The sequence below is a fragment of the Methylovulum miyakonense HT12 genome, assembly GCF_000384075.1.
GTDB lineage: Bacteria > Pseudomonadota > Gammaproteobacteria > Methylococcales > Methylomonadaceae > Methylovulum > Methylovulum miyakonense.
This window is the reverse complement of the sequence record NZ_KB913025.1, coordinates 655,924-672,828: the sequence shown is the minus strand read 5'-3', so window position 1 is coordinate 672,828 and position 16,905 is coordinate 655,924. Positions and strand designations below refer to the sequence as shown.

The following is a 16,905-nucleotide window of genomic DNA, read 5'->3' as shown; positions in this document are numbered from 1 at the left end:
GGGGTTGTCCGATCCTTTAGTTGTGGGCTGCCATAATGGCCAATTTATCAGCCTGTATCCCCAATACCAATTCACCCTTCAGTAAACCGACCAGTTCCTTGCCCGCCATCGTGTATCGCCAGCCGTGCAACAAGGGGCATCCGTCAGCATCATCATTGTCATCATTGAACAGCAATGCTTCCAAATCCTTACGGCTTGCCAAGATGCTGGGGTTCAAGGAGTTTTCTTCGGCGCGGATACGCACCAGCGCCGTCAAAATGTCCAGTATCGCTTCTTGTTGCTGGGTCTTTTTGGTGGGCCTTCCCTGCTCATGCAGGGGGATGGGCGGCTGGTTTTTGGCGGCCGTGATGATTTCGCAAAGCTCTTTGCCATAACGGTGGAGGACACGTTCGTTGATGCCGCGGACGGCGGCCAAGTCACTGATGTTTTCAGGTTGCAGCTTGGCAATGTCGAACAATAACTCATCCTTCAATAGCCAGCTTTTCGGGCGGTCTTCGCGTTGGGCGGTCTTTTCCCGCCATTCGGTCACCGCTTGGATGATGGACAGCTGTTTGCCGGTGAGTTTGTTTTTGCCTTTGATTTTTAGCCAAGCTTTGGCGGGGTCAATGTGGTAGATGTCAGGATTCGAGAGTTCGGCAAAGTCCTGTTTTAACCAGTCGGCGCGCCCCAGTTCGGCGAGCTTTTTGATGATGATCTGGTAAATCTGGCATAAGTAAATGACATCATCGGCCGCGTATTCAATTTGTGCTTCGGTTAACGGGCGCTTGCTCCAGTCGGCGCGGGTGTGCGCTTTGCTCAGATTGATATTGAGGAAACTGGACACCAGCATGGCATAACCGGGGTTGTCCTGAAAACCCAACAAGGGGGCGGCGACTTGGGTGTCAAAAATCGGTGTGGGCAATTTTCCGGTGACTTGAAAAAAAATCTCCAAATCTTGGCGGCAGGAATGGAAGACTTTGATGATGTTAGGGTTGTAAATGGCCGCAAATAACTCGCCTAAATCCGGCAAGGCAATCGGGTCAATGCAAGCCACCCAGTCAGGGGTGGCGATTTGTAACAGGCAGAATTTAGGGTAATAAGTTTTTTCACGAAGAAATTCGGTGTCTAGCGCCAGCCAGGACGCTTCCCGTATCAGGGCGCACACGGCGGTCAGTTTTTCAGGTGTGTTTATGTAGTTGATAGTGGTCATACAGTTATCGGGCCATCATGGGGAAAAACCGCAGAGAGGTTGTTGGGGCTGGGTGGCGATCAGTCTGCGCATGGATCGCCAGCAGCTTTGCCGGATTTTACAGGGTGTGGTTTGCTGCGGCGGCGATGTAAGTTAGTGCGTTTTTTATAACGGGATTTTACGCGTTTTATTGCCAGCGGCCGTGCATTTATTTCCACCGTTTTCAGATGCTGGAAAATGTCCGGGGGCATGGAATCAGGCAAGTCGATGAGTGTATATAAACCACGGATGTTGATGTTGTTAATGTTGTTTTTGTCGACGCCGGATTCTTCGACCAGGACTTTTTTTAGGGTTTCGGCGTTGACTTGGTGTTGGCTGCCTACATCCAGGCGGTAACGCACCATTTTGATTATGTTGACGGGTTCCGGTGTCGGGGCAGGGGCGGCGGGTTGCGGTTGGGTCAGGTAAAACAGCGCCGCCGCACATGACAATAGGTCAATGCCCAGGTCATCAGCCAGGCTTTGTACCAGGGTGCGCTGGGTGTCTAATGGGGTATGGGCCAGGATGTGTTGCAAACACTCCTTCAACAGCTCGGGTTTTTGGTCAGGCTCGACGGCTTTATTGCTGTTGTTCACAATTTTTATAGTTATTTTTTACGTACTGGATAGGATGGCGCCAGGTGTGCTACACCTGGGGTATTCGCGTTTGTGTGGATAGCCAAAAAAGCCGTTAGGTTTAACGCCAGGGCGCGGAAAAATAGGGCAACTTAAGCGACGATGCCTTAAAGGTTGCCAGGATTGATTTCCACGTAAGCTTCATCACGCAAGCGGCGTATCCACAACTCGGTTTCTTCTTCAATTTTACGTTTTCTGATGGCGTCACGGACTAAATTTTTCTTATATTCGGCGCTATTATCCTTATTTTCCCTATCCATTACTTGGATTAAATGCCAGCCGAACTGGGTTTGTACAGGGTCGCTGATTTGTTTGATTTCCAAGCGCGACATGGCTTCTTCAAAGGGTTTGACCAGGTCGCCCGGTGACACCCAGTCGAGTGAGCCGCCTTTGATTGCCGAACCTTTGTCGTCGGAATGGGAACGCGCCAAGTTGGCAAAATCATCGCCGTCAAGAATCCGTGCTTTCAAGCCCAGCAAACGTTTTTTGGCTTCGGCGTCATCCACCAGTTCATTGGTCTTGATCAAAATATGCCGGACTTTGGTCTTGGTGATGAAATGGTCGCCAATGCCGCCTTTAAGCTCGAGCATTTTGATGATGTGGAAACCGCTGGGGCTGCGGATCGGGTCGGCGATGTCGCCCGTTTTCATTTTGCTGACACCTTCCGTAAACAGGGTCGGCAAGGTGCTGAGGGTACGCCAGCCTAAATCACCGCCTTTCAAGGCATTGCCGTCATCCGAGTTGCTGATGGCCGTCTGTGCGAAATCCCCGCCGGCGCGGAGTTTGGCGACCAGGTCGTCAGCCTTGCGCTGGGCATTTTGTATGTCTGCCGGAGAGGCGCCTTCCTTAAGCGCGATCAGGATGTGCCCCAAATGGTATTGGACGGATTCATCGCCGACCTTGCCTTGGGTTTCCATATAGTGTTCAACTTCTTGGTCGGTGACTTTAATGCGCCCGCCGATTTCCCGCCCACGCAACTGGTTGATGGCGATTTCGTCCCGCATATTGTCCAAAAAACTTTTATAGGGGATGCCTTGTTTTTCCAGTTCTGCGCGGAATTGTTCCAAGTTCATATTGTTGCGCTGGGCAATATCGGCCGCCGAATTGTTGAGCATGTCTTCGCTGACGGTAATGCCCGCCCTTTCCGCCATCTGCCGTTGCAGTTTGTCGATGATCAATTTTTCCAGTACCTGTTTGCGCAAAATTTGCTCAGGCGGCATTTGTGACTTGCTGGCGGCTATCCGTTGGATAATCCCCGTCATTTCTTTTTGCAGCTCCCGTTCCAGAATCACATCGTCCTCGACGATGGCGATGATGCGGTCAAGGGGTTCGGCTTTTGCGGTGAAAGTGCCGGACAGCAAGCTCCAGAGCAAGATGGACAATAAAATAACGGGGGTGGGTTGTTGTTTGATCATTTGCCAGGTTTCCGGTAACCATAAATACTTTTTACGAAGAAGTCATCCAATTGCTCGCCGACGCCAGTCAGGCCTTTCAGTTCTATCTGGAAGAATATGCCGGTCAGGGCGGTGCCTTCGACGGTGTTGTTGCTGAGCACGTCAGTGTTATTGATGTTATTGATGCTGTTTAGGTATTGGCGGCCAATGATACGGAAACGCCAACAGCAGTTTTCCTTTTCCAGGCCGACAAAACCATCTTGGGTACTATTATACAGCCATGAATACAGCCAGCGTCCGACCATTGACCAGTTGTTGTAAATAGGCCAATGGAAGGACATGTCACTTTGGGTGATGTCGTTGCTGTGGTTAGGGATCAGGGGGTTTAGCCGGTACAGGTAACCCAGGTTGACCACTTGGCCGGGTTCATTGACAAAATGGACGACCGCTTTGCCACGGACGATCCTGTTGGATTCAGGATCCCACTGTATCCCGGAATCAAAACCGACATGCCGGTTGAATTGGGTGCTCAACTCCGCAACCAATGGCGATGTCGGCTGTGTCTCCACCGGGCTAACCGCACATAAGCTGGACGGGTACGCGCCACATAGCGTCACTTCCCGGTTACGGAAATAAAATATCTCGCCCACGCTGAGTTTCAGCTTTTCAGTGCCTGTAACCGGGTCAACCAGGCGCGAAGTGATCGCGGTAGTGATTTGGTTGGCATCCTGAATGCGGTCGGAGCCACTAAAACGGTTGTCGCGGAACATGTTGCTGTACCAGAAATCGTAAATCGAAGAATCAAACAGGGGGATTTGGGTCTGGTCAGTCTTTGGGATGTACAGATAAAACAGCCGTGGCTCCAGGGTATGCACCAAGCTTTGGCCGGCGACATTAAGGTCACGCTCCAGGTACAAGCCCGTATCGGTCGAAAAAATCGGCAATGTCCTGGAAATGTCCTGGGGTAAACCTGAAATTTGGTTGGTCAATAAATATTCCGTGTGTTGCAAGGATATTTTGGGTGTCAGGTACGCACTGGCGGTTTGCAAGGGCAAGCTGACCGAGGGTTTGAAGTTAAAGCGTTGGCCATTGACCAAGTTATCATGTTGGAAATACACTGATTCAGTTTCCAACTGCGTGTCGACAGGCACGCTGTTAAAGGAGTGCGCCAAGTTCAGGTTGACTTGCGGCAACCGGCGGTAGGGGATTTGGATGCCAGATAAGGTGGGGTCGATGGTCTGGTAATTTTCCACCCGTGTCCTGAACATCAGGCCTTCCCTGATGTAATTGATGTCCGCCTGGCTCCTCACGAAACTGAAATTGGGGAAGCTTAGGGCATTGCCTAATTCCGCAAAATAGTTTTTGTCGGATACATAATTCAAATCTAAGTTGGCATTGATGTTGGGCGTGAACTGTGTCGTATTTCTCAGTGAGCCCTGGTACCGCGAGGTATTGAGGACGTCATCATGGGGCATGTATTCCAGGTTGATCTTGCCCAGCGATTGCTCGGACATATAGCGGAAATCCGCCGCCAATAAAATGCCCCGCTTGGAAAAATATTTAGGTTTGAGTATGGCGTCATAATTGGGCGCCAGATTCCAGTAATAAGGTGCTGAAAAAAGGAAGCCGCCCGTTTGGGTATTGCCGAAAACGGGGGCAAGGAAACCGGACATGCGCCGGTTGTCAATCGGGAAGCTCATATAAGGCGAATAAAAAACGGGCGTGCCTTTAAATTCAAGCCAAGCATGTTTCGCCGAACCCTTGCCCTTCAGCTTGTTCAATTTCAGCTCTGAAGCATGCAATGCCCAATCCTGGTTGCCCGGACGGCAGCTGGTGTAAGTGACGCCTTGATAATGGGATAAATCTTTGCTGTCCCGGTAAACCGCTTGGGCATGGCCGCGTAGGGGCGTCGCCGGGAAAACAAATAAAGTGTCGCGCAATTTGGCCTGGTCGGAAGCCAATTTCAATGTGGCCGAATCGCTATGCAAAGCCAGTTCATCGTCGCTGTAATAGACGTCGCCATGCAAATCCAGGGTTTCTGAAACGCTGTCATAATTTGCCGAGTGTGATTGCGCGTGTTGGTCGGCCCGGTTCAGTTCCACGTTCCCGGAATAATTGCCGATTTCATTATCAAATATTTCCGAATAGTTCGATTTGACATCCAACGGCGTTTTGTCACGCATCCGGTCGACTGGCGTGTAATTTTTCTGGGTGCCGGTGGGGGCGGTGCAGTTTGCCCACGGGTCATTTTCAAATTGACTGGCCAAGGTGCGGAAAATTTGTTCCTGCTGGTGGTCATAAACGGGGTCGAGAAGGCTGAAGCCGAAACCACTTGAGTCTTCCCCATCACCGGTTCCGGCGCATTTGGGGTCGCTGGCGCAGGGCTTTATCACCGGTTTGGTCATCGGGCTTGCCGCCGTGTCGGTGGCGTTAACGGGTGGCGGGGCCATGTCCGGCGCCGGTTTGGCCGCTTCAAGGTTTGTTGGTTTGGGTGGCGTTATGCTAGCGGGACGGTCAATGGCCAATGGGGCGGGTTTAGGGGATTCATTGGGGGCTACTGCAAGAGGTTCAGGCCTTGGCTCCTGCTCCGGAGCATCAATGGGGGCCTCCTGCGGAGCCGGGCCATGGTCATCGACGCAAACCCATTCGTTACTGCTTTTGTCCTGCTGGCACGACCATGCCGATTGGTCGGCAAAGCTGTTTGAGGTGGCCAGGGACGGTAAAAAAACCAGGAATAAGCGGCGAAGCATAGGCGATATCAAGTTTATTAGCGTGATAGTTAGTAAATCGAATAGAATGCTGGACACGCATTCTACCTCAATTTATAACTGCTAGATAACTAATCTACCCGCATCGGACGCCATGTTTGAAGACCTAAGAACCCTCAGTTTATTGGATTGGCTGGAAAATGATCTCTTGCTGACCATTGATGATTTCCAACCCGCATCCAGCGATGCCAGTTTCCGCCGTTACTTCAGGGTCACCACGCCAGAGGGGCAAATGGTCGTGATGGACGCGCCCCCGGACAAAGAAAATATCCCCGCATTTATCAAGGCCGCCACGTTATTGGCAAGCGCGGGCGTGAAATCCCCCATGATTTTCCAGCAAAACCTCGAGGACGGGTTCTTGTTATTGGAGGATTTTGGCAGCCAGCCGTTTTTGGATATGGTGGCTAAGGCAGTTGACCCGAACCCTTTATACCACTTGGCCATGGACAGCCTGTTTGCGTTGCAAACCCGCACCGACCCCGAAACTAGCGGTTTGCCGGGTTATGATGAAGCCCTGCTGAAACGTGAATTGGGGATATTCACCGACTGGTTTGCCGGCCAATTGCTGGATGCCGATCTCCCCGCGAAGCTAACCGAAAAAGTCGAGTCCCTGCTGGTCGCTTCGGCGTTGGCGCAACCGGCCGTTTGTGTGCACCGGGATTACCATTCGCGTAACCTTATGCTGGTTGATGGCGGCACCCTAGGGGTTTTGGATTTTCAGGATGCGGTGGTTGGCCCCATCACTTATGACCTGGTGTCGTTATTGCGCGATTGCTATGTCACTTGGCCCCAAGGGCAGGTCGGGCAATGGTTGGCGCAGTATTACCAACGCTTGCAAGCAACTGGCCTGGTAAGTTGTGGTTTGCCACAATTTAGCCGCTGGTTTGACCTGATGGGCTTGCAACGCCATTTGAAAGCCATTGGCATTTTTTCCAGGTTGCATTTGCGTGATGGCAAATCCGCTTACCTCCATGACATCCCGCGGACATTGGCCTACGTGCTGGCGGTCACCGGCCAATACCCGGAACTGGCAGAATTTGACCAAGTTGTCCGTGAAGGCCTACGGCCCGCTTATGGCCGCTTCCTGCAAACCCTTGGGGACCACGTATGAAAGCCATGATACTTGCCGCCGGACGCGGCGAACGGATGCGCCCGTTAACTGACCACACCCCCAAGCCCTTATTGAAAGCCGCCGGCAAGCCCTTGCTGGAACACACCCTGGAGCAGTTGGTCGGCGCTGGATTTACGGAAGTGGTCATCAACCACGCCCATTTGGGCCGGCAAATTGAAGATTATTTTGGCAATGGCCAAGCGTGGGGGGCGGCCATCAGTTACTCCCCCGAAGGCGACGAGGGGCTGGAAACGGCGGGCGGCATCATTAACGCCTTGCCTTTGCTGGGTGGGGACGTGTTCCTGGTCGTCAACGGCGATGTCGCCACCGATTTCCCGTTCGCCTCGCTCAAACACCAGGCGGTAGACCTGGCGCATTTGGTGCTGATCAACAACCCCATACACCATCCGGGAGGGGATTTTGCTTTGGACGCCACAGGCAAGGTGTTGGAGAAGGGCGGCGAAAAGTACACGTTTAGCGGCATCGGCTTGTATAGCCCTGAGCTGTTCAAAGGCCAGCCTTCCGGAAAGAGTAAGCTTGCCCCGCTGTTGTGCCAGGCCATGACGGGACGGCGGGTCAGCGGGCAACACTTTGCCGGGTTTTGGATGGACATAGGCACGCCGGAGCGTTTGCAGGTGTTGGACGGTTATTATGGGCAACGGGTTGGCTCTAGGTAAAAGTTCTTCTGATCTGCCAACGTGTTTCCCGGATGTATGATGAAGCGGCCTTTTGCCGCAATGTATAAGACATAGGCGTTTAGTCTGGCCGCATCAGGTTTGCCGCCTACGCTTCCGGGTTGGATGTTGGGAAGCGGGTTGGACTGCCGTATGCTTTGCCCCGGCTTCCTAAAGGCCTTCGCGTTTACGCCCGTACATGACTTCAAATGTCGGGTTCAAGTAGCTTTCATCAAGAAACCCCATTTCCACGCAGAGCTTTTTGGTGTCAAGAAAATGCAGTTCAAAATAAGGGTGGTAGGTTTCAAACAGGAACAACGGCTGCCAGCAGGTCATGGTGTCCCAAGGTGAACCTTGGAACGAGAACACCCCACGGGCCAAATCGGCTTGATGTTCATACCAGGCTTGTTGCCAGTTCAGGCGGGCGAAATAGTCTTTGGTTTTGGTGCGCGTGAAGCTGTCGCTCGGAAAAAGGAACACCACCGCGCCATCTTCCGTTAAGGCCGTAGCGATTTTTTCGGCCACCTTTCGCTGGTCTGTGCCGTTATGGATGTAGTTATGGAACCAAGCCGCCGTAATCAGTCCATATTTGCCATCAGGCAGATAGCTCAGGAAATCGGCCTCTTCAAAGCGGATGTGGTTCAGGGCGGGGTTGCTTTGGGCTTTTTTGATCTGTTCGTGTGACAAATCTATGCCCGTCACGGCGCGGGCATGGTCGGCGACCAGTAACGTGTTGTCACCGGTGCCACAGGCAATATCTAGCGCATTCTCAAAATATCCAGTGCCTGCCACCGCTTTGATCCCCGCTTTGAAGCAGGCGGTAACAAAGGCGTAGTAACGTGCCGACAAGCTATTGTTGGTTTTAAATTCGGCGTAATTTTCCCATGTGCCGTTCATTTGGGTGTTATCCGGTTGTTTAGCGATCATAAACACGACTAATCTTCGTGGATGTTGCTGAAGGGATTCTTGCCTTGTAGGCCGTATCCACAATGGGTGCTAGAGCGGCGGCGTATGGGGGCGATGCGGGCCACATCAAACCGTTTTCCAGAACTTTTCCGGCGAAGCGGGAGGGGGCTTAAACATGCCAATGGAAAGCAAGGAGCCGCCCTAGACGTTCCGGAAGAGGCCTGGAAGGTTTGCCGTTCAACCCAAACCCGGCTGGGCGGGCTTTCGCCTGTTGTCCAAGGTTTTGGGGCTGGCGGCATTCGCCGGGAACAGGGTTTGGCATCGTCATCGCCAAAATAAAACATTGCAAAAGGCGTTTAAACTTGCCGGAGACGATAAAGCCTATCCGGCCAGCGGTCTTTACGTTGCCTAAGGCAGGGGGGCCGAAGGGGCGTCCTTAATGATGCCCCTGCTGATCAACAAATCGATGACCGCCTGCACGCTTTCTTCCAATGTTTGCTCCTTTGTATTGACCGACAATTCGGGGTTTTCTGGCGCTTCGTAAGGCGAATCAATGCCTGTGAAAAAAGGGATTTGTCCGGCCCTGGCCTTTTTATATAAGCCTTTGACGTCACGCTGTTCGCAGGTTTCAATGGGGCATTGGCAATAAATTTCCAGAAACTCACCATGCGGGACTAGGTTTCTGGCGGCATTCCGGTCTGATTTGAATGGGGAAATAAACGCCGTTAGCGTGATCACGCCCGACTCAATAATCAGTTTGGCGACCTCGCCAATCCTTCTGATGTTTTCCACACGGTCATGGTCGCTGAAGGTCAAATCGCTACATAGGCCATGGCGGACATTATCGCCATCCAATACAAACGTGGAAATGCCCCTTTTGTGCAACTGGTCTTCCACCGCATGTGCCAGCGTTGATTTCCCCGATCCGGACAGCCCCGTAAACCAAATGATGACACTCTTGTGTTGATGCAGGTTTTCCCTATCTGCGCGGGTAACAGTGGCATGATGCCAGACAGTATTGGAACTTTTCGTGTTAGTCATACATTTATCGGATGAGTGAGTGTTGGAATGATGTTATCGGTATTTTTCTGCAAAAGCTGTGACAAATGTACTTAACTGGTCAAGAGGCAAGTGGTTGATGCCCGCCGCACTTTTACGCCCGCCTCCGGTCGGGAAAGCCGAGCATAATTCATCGGCGCCAGTTTTGTTGGTTAGTGGTGCGCGCACGCTAATTTGATAATCGCCTTTTTCCGTAAAACTCAAGACCGCATGGGCGCGGTTGGGCGTTTGGTTGGCAAGCTCATTGCCGAACACGCCATTGATGCGCCGGGCCCAAGCCTCATCCGGTAAAATGTATACCCCTATGCTGTCCGTCTGATGTTCTGGCTTAATACGCAAAGCTTGTGCCATGTCATCCGAATAACCACCTAACAATTGTTGATAAATCGCCGCATTGTCAGTCATAAAATCAAATGGGGATGCGTAAGGGGACAGTTCCCGGAACAGCGCGTCCGGTGCGAAATGCAGATCGTTGAGGCTGCCGCCATACCCGTTATAATTGATGCAAATCCCCAAATCATTCAGCTGCCTTAACTGCGCCTCCGATAGGTCTAATGTTTCGGCCGCCTGCTTGGCGCTGGTAATCAGGTTGTCCCCAAAGGCGGCGGTGACCGCCCAAGCACGGTATTTTCCCTCAAGGTGTTGGTCAACCAGCAAACTGGTGCAAACATTCGCATCGGTGTTGATAATGGCTTTAAGGTGGGGATGCTCAGGGATTTCACCAGATTGATGATGGTCGACATAAAACACATGCGCGCCTTTGGCGAGGATCCTGTCCAAAGCGGTGCGGTTTTTTTCCAAAGAAATATCTAGCACAGTCACCTGGTCATCTTTTTCAACGGACACCGCCTCCAACAGCTGGATATCCCTTTTGATGCCCGTAACCAATTTCGTTTCGGCAGGCCGGGCAAGCCGCAATTGCACTAAGGCGCAAATACCATCTGCATCACCATTAAATACATCAATTTGCATAGTTTTATCCTAAGTGTGGTGGGGGTTCTATTGTACGAGATGGTTACGATTAATTCAAAATGGCTTCAAGGCCACTTCAAATGGCATAGGGCGAAACGCTTTATTGGGGGTAGAATATCCCGATCATTTCGTCAAAATAGCCAATAATTCATGTTAAACCAAGATAAATCAACCAACTTTAGGTTCATGAGCACGGCGCTCCGTCATGTTTTGCCAAACAATCAAGCGGTTTCGTTAGCGATACTCTTAATTGTTATCTTTATGTTGATTTATTTCTTGTCCGATTTGCTCATGCCGGTATTCGCGTCAATCGTCATCGCTTATTTGCTGGAAGGTCTTGCAGGTAACGCCGAAAAACGGGGCCTGCCGCGATTGCTGGCCGTCTATCTGGTCTTTTCCGTATTTTTGGCCTGCTTGATTTTTTTGCTGTTTTATTTAATGCCGATTGTGTCCCAACAGTCAGTTGAATTGGTGCAACATATCCCTGAAATAATCAACCACGCCCAAAATGGCATCATGCGCTTGCCAGACATGTATCCAAAATTTATTTCCGAAAACAAGATCCAGCAGATTATGAATGCCTTACAAAAAGAGCTGCTGACTTATGGGCAGAGCGTCCTATCCTTGTCAGCGGCTTCGGTGTTGGGTTTGGTCAGTGCGTTGGTCTACCTGTTTCTGGTGCCTATGATGGTGTTTTTCTTTTTGAAAGACAAAAGCGTATTTATTGCCTGGTTCCTGCAATTCATGCCTAGGGACAGGCATTTGACCGTGCGGGTTTGGACTGAAGTTGACACCCAAATCGGCAATTATGTGCGTGGCAAGTTTTCTGAAGTGTTTATCCTCTGGCTAATGAGTTATGCCACGTTTGCCACCATGGGGCTCAATTATGCCATGCTGCTTTCTGTGTTGATGGGGTTGTCGGTCATCATCCCCTACATCGGGGCAACTTTGGTGACTTTCCCGGTATTGATCGTCACCTATTTCCAATGGGGGCTAGTCGGAGATGATTTTATGTATATGTTGGTCGCTTATACCATTATCCAAGCCATAGACGGGGTCGTGCTAGTCCCGTTCCTATTTTCTGAAGCCGTCAATTTGCATCCGGTCGCCATTATTATCGCCATCCTGTTTTTTGGCGGTTTATGGGGTTTTTGGGGGGTGTTTCTGGCGATCCCATTGGCGACAGTGGTCAAGGCGGTATTAACGGCATGGCCCAGGATTGGTGACCCCGAACATATCATTTGATGGTTGTTTTCATCTGCCAATAGAGCCTGTTCATTACCCTAATAAATCCTTTATAATTTACCAAAATGCTGGTGTAGCTCAGTCGGTAGAGCAACACATTCGTAATGTGTGGGTCGGGGGTTCGATTCCCCCCACTAGCTCCATAAAATCAAGTGGTTATAATTCAATTTATGTAGTGGTTTCTGGAAAATTACTACATTCTTACTACACCTTTGGATTTTCCAAAGGATTCAATGCAACGGCTTGATTAAGGTAATCAGGCGATAAGTGCGAATAAATCATTGTGACTTGAAGGGATGAATGGCCAAGTATTTTTTGAAGGGCCAGGATATTCCCACCTGACATTATGAAATGGCTGGCAAAGGTATGCCGGAGAACGTGGGCAAGCTGGCCTGTTGGGAGTGATAACCCCGAACGTTTAAAAGCCGAACGGTACGCACCATAGCAATATTTGAACTCGCTATTTTTTAAGAAATCCTGAACACGCGTAAATAAGGCAGGGGAGACGGGAACAAACCTTGATTCACCATTTTTTGTATGGGTGAAATAAAATCCACCGTTACGGACATTTTCCAGTTTCAGACACTGGCATTCAGACCACCTGGCACCAGTGGCCAATGAAATTTCTGAAACCAGTTTAAGGCTAGGGTTTTTTGAATTGTCGATACTTTCAAATAGTGCCTTGATTTGATCCTTAGTCAAATAAGACAGCTCCATTTTTCTTTGCTTTAGCTTGCGGACATTTAGAAGAGGGAATTCAAAGGCGATAACTTCAAGCCTCTTTAATTCACGGTAAAGCGATTTTAAAACAATCAATTGCCTGTTTAAGGTTGACTCAGTGATACCCGATTCTAACCTTTTTTGGCGGTACATGGCATAATCTGAGACTGACAAAAGCCTCAAGACCGGATCATTCAAAGAATCCGAAAGATGGATTAAAGATTGACGTGTAACTTTGGCACTTCTCAAGGACTGACCGTGTAAATCGTACCAGAGCGTTATAAACTCAGACAGACGACGGTTATCCAGCCTTTCCGTTTTGGTTTGGCCAGACAGGACTTGCTTTTGATAGTGTAAAGCCGCTTTCTTTGTGGGGAAGAGCTTAACCACCCTTTTCCCTGCCCTACCTTCAGGATAGAAATCCAGCTTGTAGTTATCGCCTTGCTTGGTTATCGCCATCTTTTTTAATCGCCGGCTGACTTTCGTAACGATTTTTTAACGAGCCGATGAAACTTCATTTTATGGGCATCATTACAAAATTGGCGTGGGCGACCCATATAATTACCGTCAAAAGGTATTTTTTGACGACAGAATTTACAAGGTTCATATGAATAAGCCATATTTAAGCCGCTTGTCTGGACAATAGCCGCCGTGTGAGCATGGATTTTTTGATGTTTTCCCTAATGTCGGTTTCATTTAGCCCCCGCTCTTTGTAGTATTGCCTGATCCTGCCCCAGACGGGCATGGCCTTGAGGAATATCATCACGTCATCATGGTCATAGCCTTGACGGACGCAGAGGCTTATAAAATTGCCCACTAAGGACGTGATGTTTTTGGCGACAGGGTCAACACTTTGCTTTTTTTTTCTGGAGACTTCAAAGTTTTGGGCAGGGACGTAGAAATGAACATCTTCCATGAGCAATTGCCAGAAAGGATGCAGCATGTCTTTGCCCTGGACCAGGTTAAACCGATTGATTTTAAGGGCATATCGCCAGATATTGGTCAGGTATTCTGAGACTTGCTCGAAGGATTCCAGCTGGACACCCATCCCCTGGCCAATTTCTCTGATGACTTTGTGGTGTATCCTGGCCTCAATACGCCTGACCACTTTTTCAGGATCGTAGACACCGAGGGAATACGTTCCCCATTCATTGTGGAAATAATCCACTTTGTCACTTTTGACGATTTCATACGATTTATCATAGATGGCCATTTGCACACAATCAGGCTTACCTATCAAGTAGTTACGTTCTTGTTTCGGGCTTCCGTAAGTGGTCACAGCCTCGCTAATGTCCGATAGGTCTATCTGGGACACCCCATCATAGGCTTTTATGGTTCGGCTATAGGTTGACAGGTGATCTAGGAAATTACGGGGGAGGGTGAAGTTCTGGTAATCACAGGCCAGATGGACAGAGCAGCCTTTGGCTTCGTATTTCATTAGCAGCCTACTGGCCAGGGTGTCCATATAGTCCTGGATGCTTTTGGCAGTACGGCAGGATATAAACTTAGGTGACAGCTCAATTTTTAGATGTTGGCCTTCATTTTCTATCAGGTTGTAGTAAGAGCCAAACAGGATGACAACGCCTAACTCGTTGTTTTGTAATTTGTAACGATACCGCGCCACTTTGCCCATTTTGGCAAGGTGGAAAGGTTCGGTATGGAACCGGTCATTTTCATTAGGCATGGATAAATGGAAAAACTGTTCTTTTTGTTCAATTTCTTGCTGGAAACTCTCAATCAAGTAAGGCTTAGGGATACCGAAGTAAAGCTGGCGGATGGTATCGACGGAAGCCCCAACGACTTCAACATTGCTTAAATCCATCATTGCATGATGGTTCATAAATAACCGACCCGTTTTATCCGGTAAAGAGGACTTGGCTAGGGATTCAGGGCTATATCTGTCTGACAGTTTCATAAAGTGAACTTTTAAGGGTTGCGACCGTTGTTAAGTGAGTCTTAACGGGCTTATCGTTTAAGGTCTAACTAACGTGATACAAGGACGTTAGCCAGACCGATTATTTTTTTAACTTGATCCAATGGGTAGGATAACTAGCCCCGCGCCCGTCCTTTCCTTTACGGGAGCCACCCACCCTAGGGCATGGCGGGCTACCCTGTCATTTTGCAGTCATGTCGACGTTTTGTTGGCACGGACGCCTTTATCTTTCCTGGCCTATCTACGCGTTATTTTTAGCCGCTGGAAACTCACACGTCCCTGTGCTCAAACAGCCAGCAACTAAAAACAAAGCCAAGATTTTCCAACTCAAGAAAAAACCACCCGCACCTAATAAAACGGGTCTCATTCCTTAAAAAACGCCAGGGTAGCCCGCCATGCCCTAGGGCGGGTGGCTCTTCCCTGCACTCCCGGCCTGGGCGCGGTTTAAACACGCTATCGGTTAGAAACCGTTATTTAAGGGCGATATCGGTATGGCGGCTAATATTCACGGAGCGGTCAATGGGAAAAGCAGTAACGCTGTATTGGTGCTGGCCATTCATCAGTAGCAGCCCATACGGTTTCCTGACCACGAAATAGCCAAAGCCCACGATTTGCGGGATGGTGAGCCGCTCATAAACGCGGTTGGATTCATCCAGGAATTCAATGATGGCCACCATTTTTGTGCGTTCCTTATTTTCAACCAATCCAACTAGGCGGGGCTTGTACTTGGCTAAGATGTCGTCGAGGTAATTGGCGGTGGCTGTCGGTTTTTCGGGTGGCTTGTCCGTTGCGGCGGTATTGGCGGGCATGGCCATTTCTGGCGGTCTGTCTTTAGGAGGTTGTTCAATGGGCGGTTTAGTTTTGACTTTAACAACAGGATGGGCACCATGAAAAAAACCATACAGGTAATAAATAGAAAAACATAAAGCCACAAAAAAAGCCGGAAAATAAAACCTAAAAGCGGGCGATTTAAGTATATTCGCCCTATCATCCGCATAATTCCCTTTGTTAAGAGTTGTTGGTTCATGGGAGCTGTAAAGGCCAAAATACTTGGGGTCATATTTGCCGGAGCCGCTATTCAGCTTCTCAAACTTGCCCGCCCTTTGCTTGTAGGTTGTCCAGGTGTAGGCATTGGGTTGCCCGACCGCGTCCCTTTTGACAAACGTAATCAGCTGGTCAATGCGGCGTTTCCAAAGCATGTGGCAGTCACGGTGATCCTGTGTCATGACGATGATGTCAAGTCCGCGGTGCCCGTGTTGGGTGACGAAGGTTGTTTGTTGTTCGTCCAGGGGTTGTTTTGACATTGGGAAGAAATCCTGCAACTCATCAATAATAACCAAGGCGTCATTTTCAACGTGCAAATGGATTTGCTTCACATGCTCTTTAGGGACAAAGACCAGCAGCCGCTGCATTTCTTCAAGGGACTTGTCCAGCAAATCCGCAAATTGCTGGTGGTTCAGCCCTTCAATATAGGCGAAGACTTTCCGGCCTTCTTTTAAGGCGGGCAGTATCCGGCTGACAACCGCTTCATAGGATTTGCCGGAACGGGGCAAGCCTTCGTGGCAAATGATCATAAGGCCGCCTTAACAAAGGAACTAAAGATTGAAATCAATTTGAAGGCCGACCAGACAATTAGGCCACAGGTCAGGATATACAACGCTTCCTGAACACCCGCACGGTTAAGGCAATAAAGCAACGTGGAACCATAAGACGCTATATCGTCCCAAATGCCGTGGAATGACGTACTTATAGAACCTAAGCCCTGAACCGAGCCAATGCAATACGAACAAGAGTCAGAAGCCCACTGGAAAAGCCATAGGACAAATGGAGGCAACTTTTTAAAAACCATAAGAGGCAGGTCGATAAGGAAATTAGCCAGCGACTCAATAACATTAGACAAATAAGTGATAACCGAATCATAGAAATTGCCTATGGTTTGCAATAGGGCATCAAAGAAACTTTTTAACGGCGTTAAGAAGTGATCCTTGATGAAGTTTACAAATACATCAAATTGGCGTTTGTCCCATTCGTTCCAGTCCCTAAGCCATTGCTTTATCGTTGTGTCCACACTCACGATAAAATTAATGAAAACGTCAAAATATGCCTTGATGGAGGCGAACGCATCACGGAAAAAAGCCGTGATGGCATTGAACAGATTAACCAGCGATTGAAGAGCCGCGTTAAAAAATGACCCTACCGAATTGAAAAAGTCTTTTAAAAACGCAACCAATGCATAGTAAAAATTGACTAGGGTTGTGACGATCGCTTGCATATTACCCTC

General features: G+C 49.5%; 14 protein-coding genes and 1 tRNA gene. 4 read left to right on the top strand and 11 right to left on the bottom strand.

Annotated features, from left to right (window positions below):
* Positions 1 to 16 precede the first annotated feature (16 nt).
* The 4 genes from rnd to lptD all read right to left on the bottom strand — a co-directional run bounded on the left by rnd (position 17) and on the right by lptD (position 5,986).
* Positions 17 to 1,189 carry a ribonuclease D gene (rnd, locus tag METMI_RS0103465; protein WP_019864842.1) on the bottom strand — a complete coding sequence of 391 codons (1,173 nt, stop codon included), beginning with the start codon at positions 1,187 to 1,189 and terminating at the stop codon, positions 17 to 19.
* A gap of 59 nt (positions 1,190 to 1,248) precedes the next feature.
* Positions 1,249 to 1,803: a DbpA RNA binding domain-containing protein gene (locus tag METMI_RS0103460; protein ID WP_019864841.1), complete on the bottom strand. Its 555-nt coding sequence runs from the start codon at positions 1,801 to 1,803 to the stop codon at positions 1,249 to 1,251.
* A 146-nt stretch (positions 1,804 to 1,949) separates the two neighbouring features.
* Positions 1,950 to 3,257 (bottom strand): peptidylprolyl isomerase, encoded by a 1,308-nt coding sequence (locus METMI_RS0103455; protein WP_019864840.1) that lies wholly within the window; start codon positions 3,255 to 3,257, stop codon positions 1,950 to 1,952.
* Positions 3,254 to 5,986, bottom strand: a complete 2,733-nt coding sequence (gene lptD / locus METMI_RS0103450; RefSeq protein WP_019864839.1) for an LPS assembly protein LptD — start codon at positions 5,984 to 5,986, stop codon at positions 3,254 to 3,256. Before lptD ends, METMI_RS0103455 begins: the two co-directional genes overlap by 4 nt.
* A 112-nt stretch (positions 5,987 to 6,098) precedes the next feature.
* Between lptD and METMI_RS0103445 the strand changes: the two genes are divergently transcribed.
* Both METMI_RS0103445 and murU read left to right on the top strand, forming a co-directional pair.
* The gene (locus METMI_RS0103445) at positions 6,099 to 7,115 is read left to right on the top strand and encodes an aminoglycoside phosphotransferase family protein (protein WP_019864838.1); all 1,017 of its coding nucleotides are present in this window, start codon (positions 6,099 to 6,101) and stop codon (positions 7,113 to 7,115) included.
* On the top strand, positions 7,112 to 7,792 hold the full coding sequence (gene murU / locus METMI_RS0103440) for an N-acetylmuramate alpha-1-phosphate uridylyltransferase MurU (protein ID WP_019864837.1): 681 nt from the start codon (positions 7,112 to 7,114) through the stop codon (positions 7,790 to 7,792). The genes METMI_RS0103445 and murU overlap by 4 nt, the downstream gene beginning before the upstream one ends.
* A 168-nt stretch (positions 7,793 to 7,960) precedes the next feature.
* On the opposite strand, the gene METMI_RS0103435 is transcribed toward murU, so the two are convergent.
* From METMI_RS0103435 to METMI_RS0103425, 3 genes are all read right to left on the bottom strand, one after another.
* Positions 7,961 to 8,716 (bottom strand): class I SAM-dependent methyltransferase, encoded by a 756-nt coding sequence (locus tag METMI_RS0103435; protein WP_156829759.1) that lies wholly within the window; start codon positions 8,714 to 8,716, stop codon positions 7,961 to 7,963.
* Between the two features lie 387 nt (positions 8,717 to 9,103).
* Positions 9,104 to 9,736 (bottom strand): adenylyl-sulfate kinase, encoded by a 633-nt coding sequence (gene cysC, locus METMI_RS0103430; protein WP_019864834.1) that lies wholly within the window; start codon positions 9,734 to 9,736, stop codon positions 9,104 to 9,106.
* A gap of 33 nt (positions 9,737 to 9,769) precedes the next feature.
* Entirely contained in the window at positions 9,770 to 10,726 is a 957-nt protein-coding gene (locus tag METMI_RS0103425; RefSeq protein WP_019864833.1) for a single-stranded-DNA-specific exonuclease RecJ family protein, read from the bottom strand.
* Positions 10,727 to 10,876: 150 nt separating this feature from the next.
* Here METMI_RS0103425 and METMI_RS0103420 point away from each other — a divergent pair, with 150 nt between their 5' ends.
* Together METMI_RS0103420 and METMI_RS0103415 are read left to right on the top strand one after the other, a co-directional pair.
* The gene (locus tag METMI_RS0103420) at positions 10,877 to 11,971 is read left to right on the top strand and encodes an AI-2E family transporter (RefSeq protein WP_019864832.1); all 1,095 of its coding nucleotides are present in this window, start codon (positions 10,877 to 10,879) and stop codon (positions 11,969 to 11,971) included.
* Between the two features lie 67 nt (positions 11,972 to 12,038).
* Positions 12,039 to 12,114 (top strand) — tRNA-Thr (locus METMI_RS0103415).
* 61 nt (positions 12,115 to 12,175) lie between these two features.
* On the opposite strand, the gene METMI_RS0103410 is transcribed toward METMI_RS0103415, so the two are convergent.
* From METMI_RS0103410 to METMI_RS0103395, 4 genes are all read right to left on the bottom strand, one after another.
* Complete coding sequence (locus tag METMI_RS0103410; RefSeq protein WP_019864831.1) at positions 12,176 to 13,150, bottom strand: phage integrase; 975 nt, start codon at positions 13,148 to 13,150, stop codon at positions 12,176 to 12,178.
* Positions 13,151 to 13,313: 163 nt separating this feature from the next.
* Positions 13,314 to 14,531 carry a hypothetical protein gene (locus tag METMI_RS0103405; RefSeq protein ID WP_019864830.1) on the bottom strand — a complete coding sequence of 406 codons (1,218 nt, stop codon included), beginning with the start codon at positions 14,529 to 14,531 and terminating at the stop codon, positions 13,314 to 13,316.
* Between the two features lie 563 nt (positions 14,532 to 15,094).
* Entirely contained in the window at positions 15,095 to 16,198 is a 1,104-nt protein-coding gene (locus METMI_RS0103400) for a zonular occludens toxin family protein (protein ID WP_019864829.1), read from the bottom strand.
* Positions 16,195 to 16,896: a hypothetical protein gene (locus tag METMI_RS0103395; protein WP_019864828.1), complete on the bottom strand. Its 702-nt coding sequence runs from the start codon at positions 16,894 to 16,896 to the stop codon at positions 16,195 to 16,197. Before METMI_RS0103395 ends, METMI_RS0103400 begins: the two co-directional genes overlap by 4 nt.
* Positions 16,897 to 16,905: the final 9 nt, after the last annotated feature.

Excerpts from the sequence above, each read along its gene's own strand:
- rnd (WP_019864842.1), bottom strand. The coding sequence starts at position 1,189 with ATGACCACTATCAACTACATAAACACACCTGAAAAACTGACCGCCGTG.
- METMI_RS0103455 (WP_019864840.1), bottom strand. The coding sequence starts at position 3,257 with ATGATCAAACAACAACCCACCCCCGTTATTTTATTGTCCATCTTGCTC.
- lptD (WP_019864839.1), bottom strand. The coding sequence starts at position 5,986 with ATGCTTCGCCGCTTATTCCTGGTTTTTTTACCGTCCCTGGCCACCTCA.
- METMI_RS0103445 (WP_019864838.1), top strand. The coding sequence starts at position 6,099 with ATGTTTGAAGACCTAAGAACCCTCAGTTTATTGGATTGGCTGGAAAAT.
- murU (WP_019864837.1), top strand. The coding sequence starts at position 7,112 with ATGAAAGCCATGATACTTGCCGCCGGACGCGGCGAACGGATGCGCCCG.
- METMI_RS0103435 (WP_156829759.1), bottom strand. The coding sequence starts at position 8,716 with ATGATCGCTAAACAACCGGATAACACCCAAATGAACGGCACATGGGAA.
- cysC (WP_019864834.1), bottom strand. The coding sequence starts at position 9,736 with ATGACTAACACGAAAAGTTCCAATACTGTCTGGCATCATGCCACTGTT.
- METMI_RS0103425 (WP_019864833.1), bottom strand. The coding sequence starts at position 10,726 with ATGCAAATTGATGTATTTAATGGTGATGCAGATGGTATTTGCGCCTTA.
- METMI_RS0103420 (WP_019864832.1), top strand. The coding sequence starts at position 10,877 with ATGTTAAACCAAGATAAATCAACCAACTTTAGGTTCATGAGCACGGCG.
- METMI_RS0103410 (WP_019864831.1), bottom strand. The coding sequence starts at position 13,150 with ATGGCGATAACCAAGCAAGGCGATAACTACAAGCTGGATTTCTATCCT.
- METMI_RS0103405 (WP_019864830.1), bottom strand. The coding sequence starts at position 14,531 with ATGAACCATCATGCAATGATGGATTTAAGCAATGTTGAAGTCGTTGGG.
- METMI_RS0103400 (WP_019864829.1), bottom strand. The coding sequence starts at position 16,198 with ATGATCATTTGCCACGAAGGCTTGCCCCGTTCCGGCAAATCCTATGAA.
- METMI_RS0103395 (WP_019864828.1), bottom strand. The coding sequence starts at position 16,896 with ATGCAAGCGATCGTCACAACCCTAGTCAATTTTTACTATGCATTGGTT.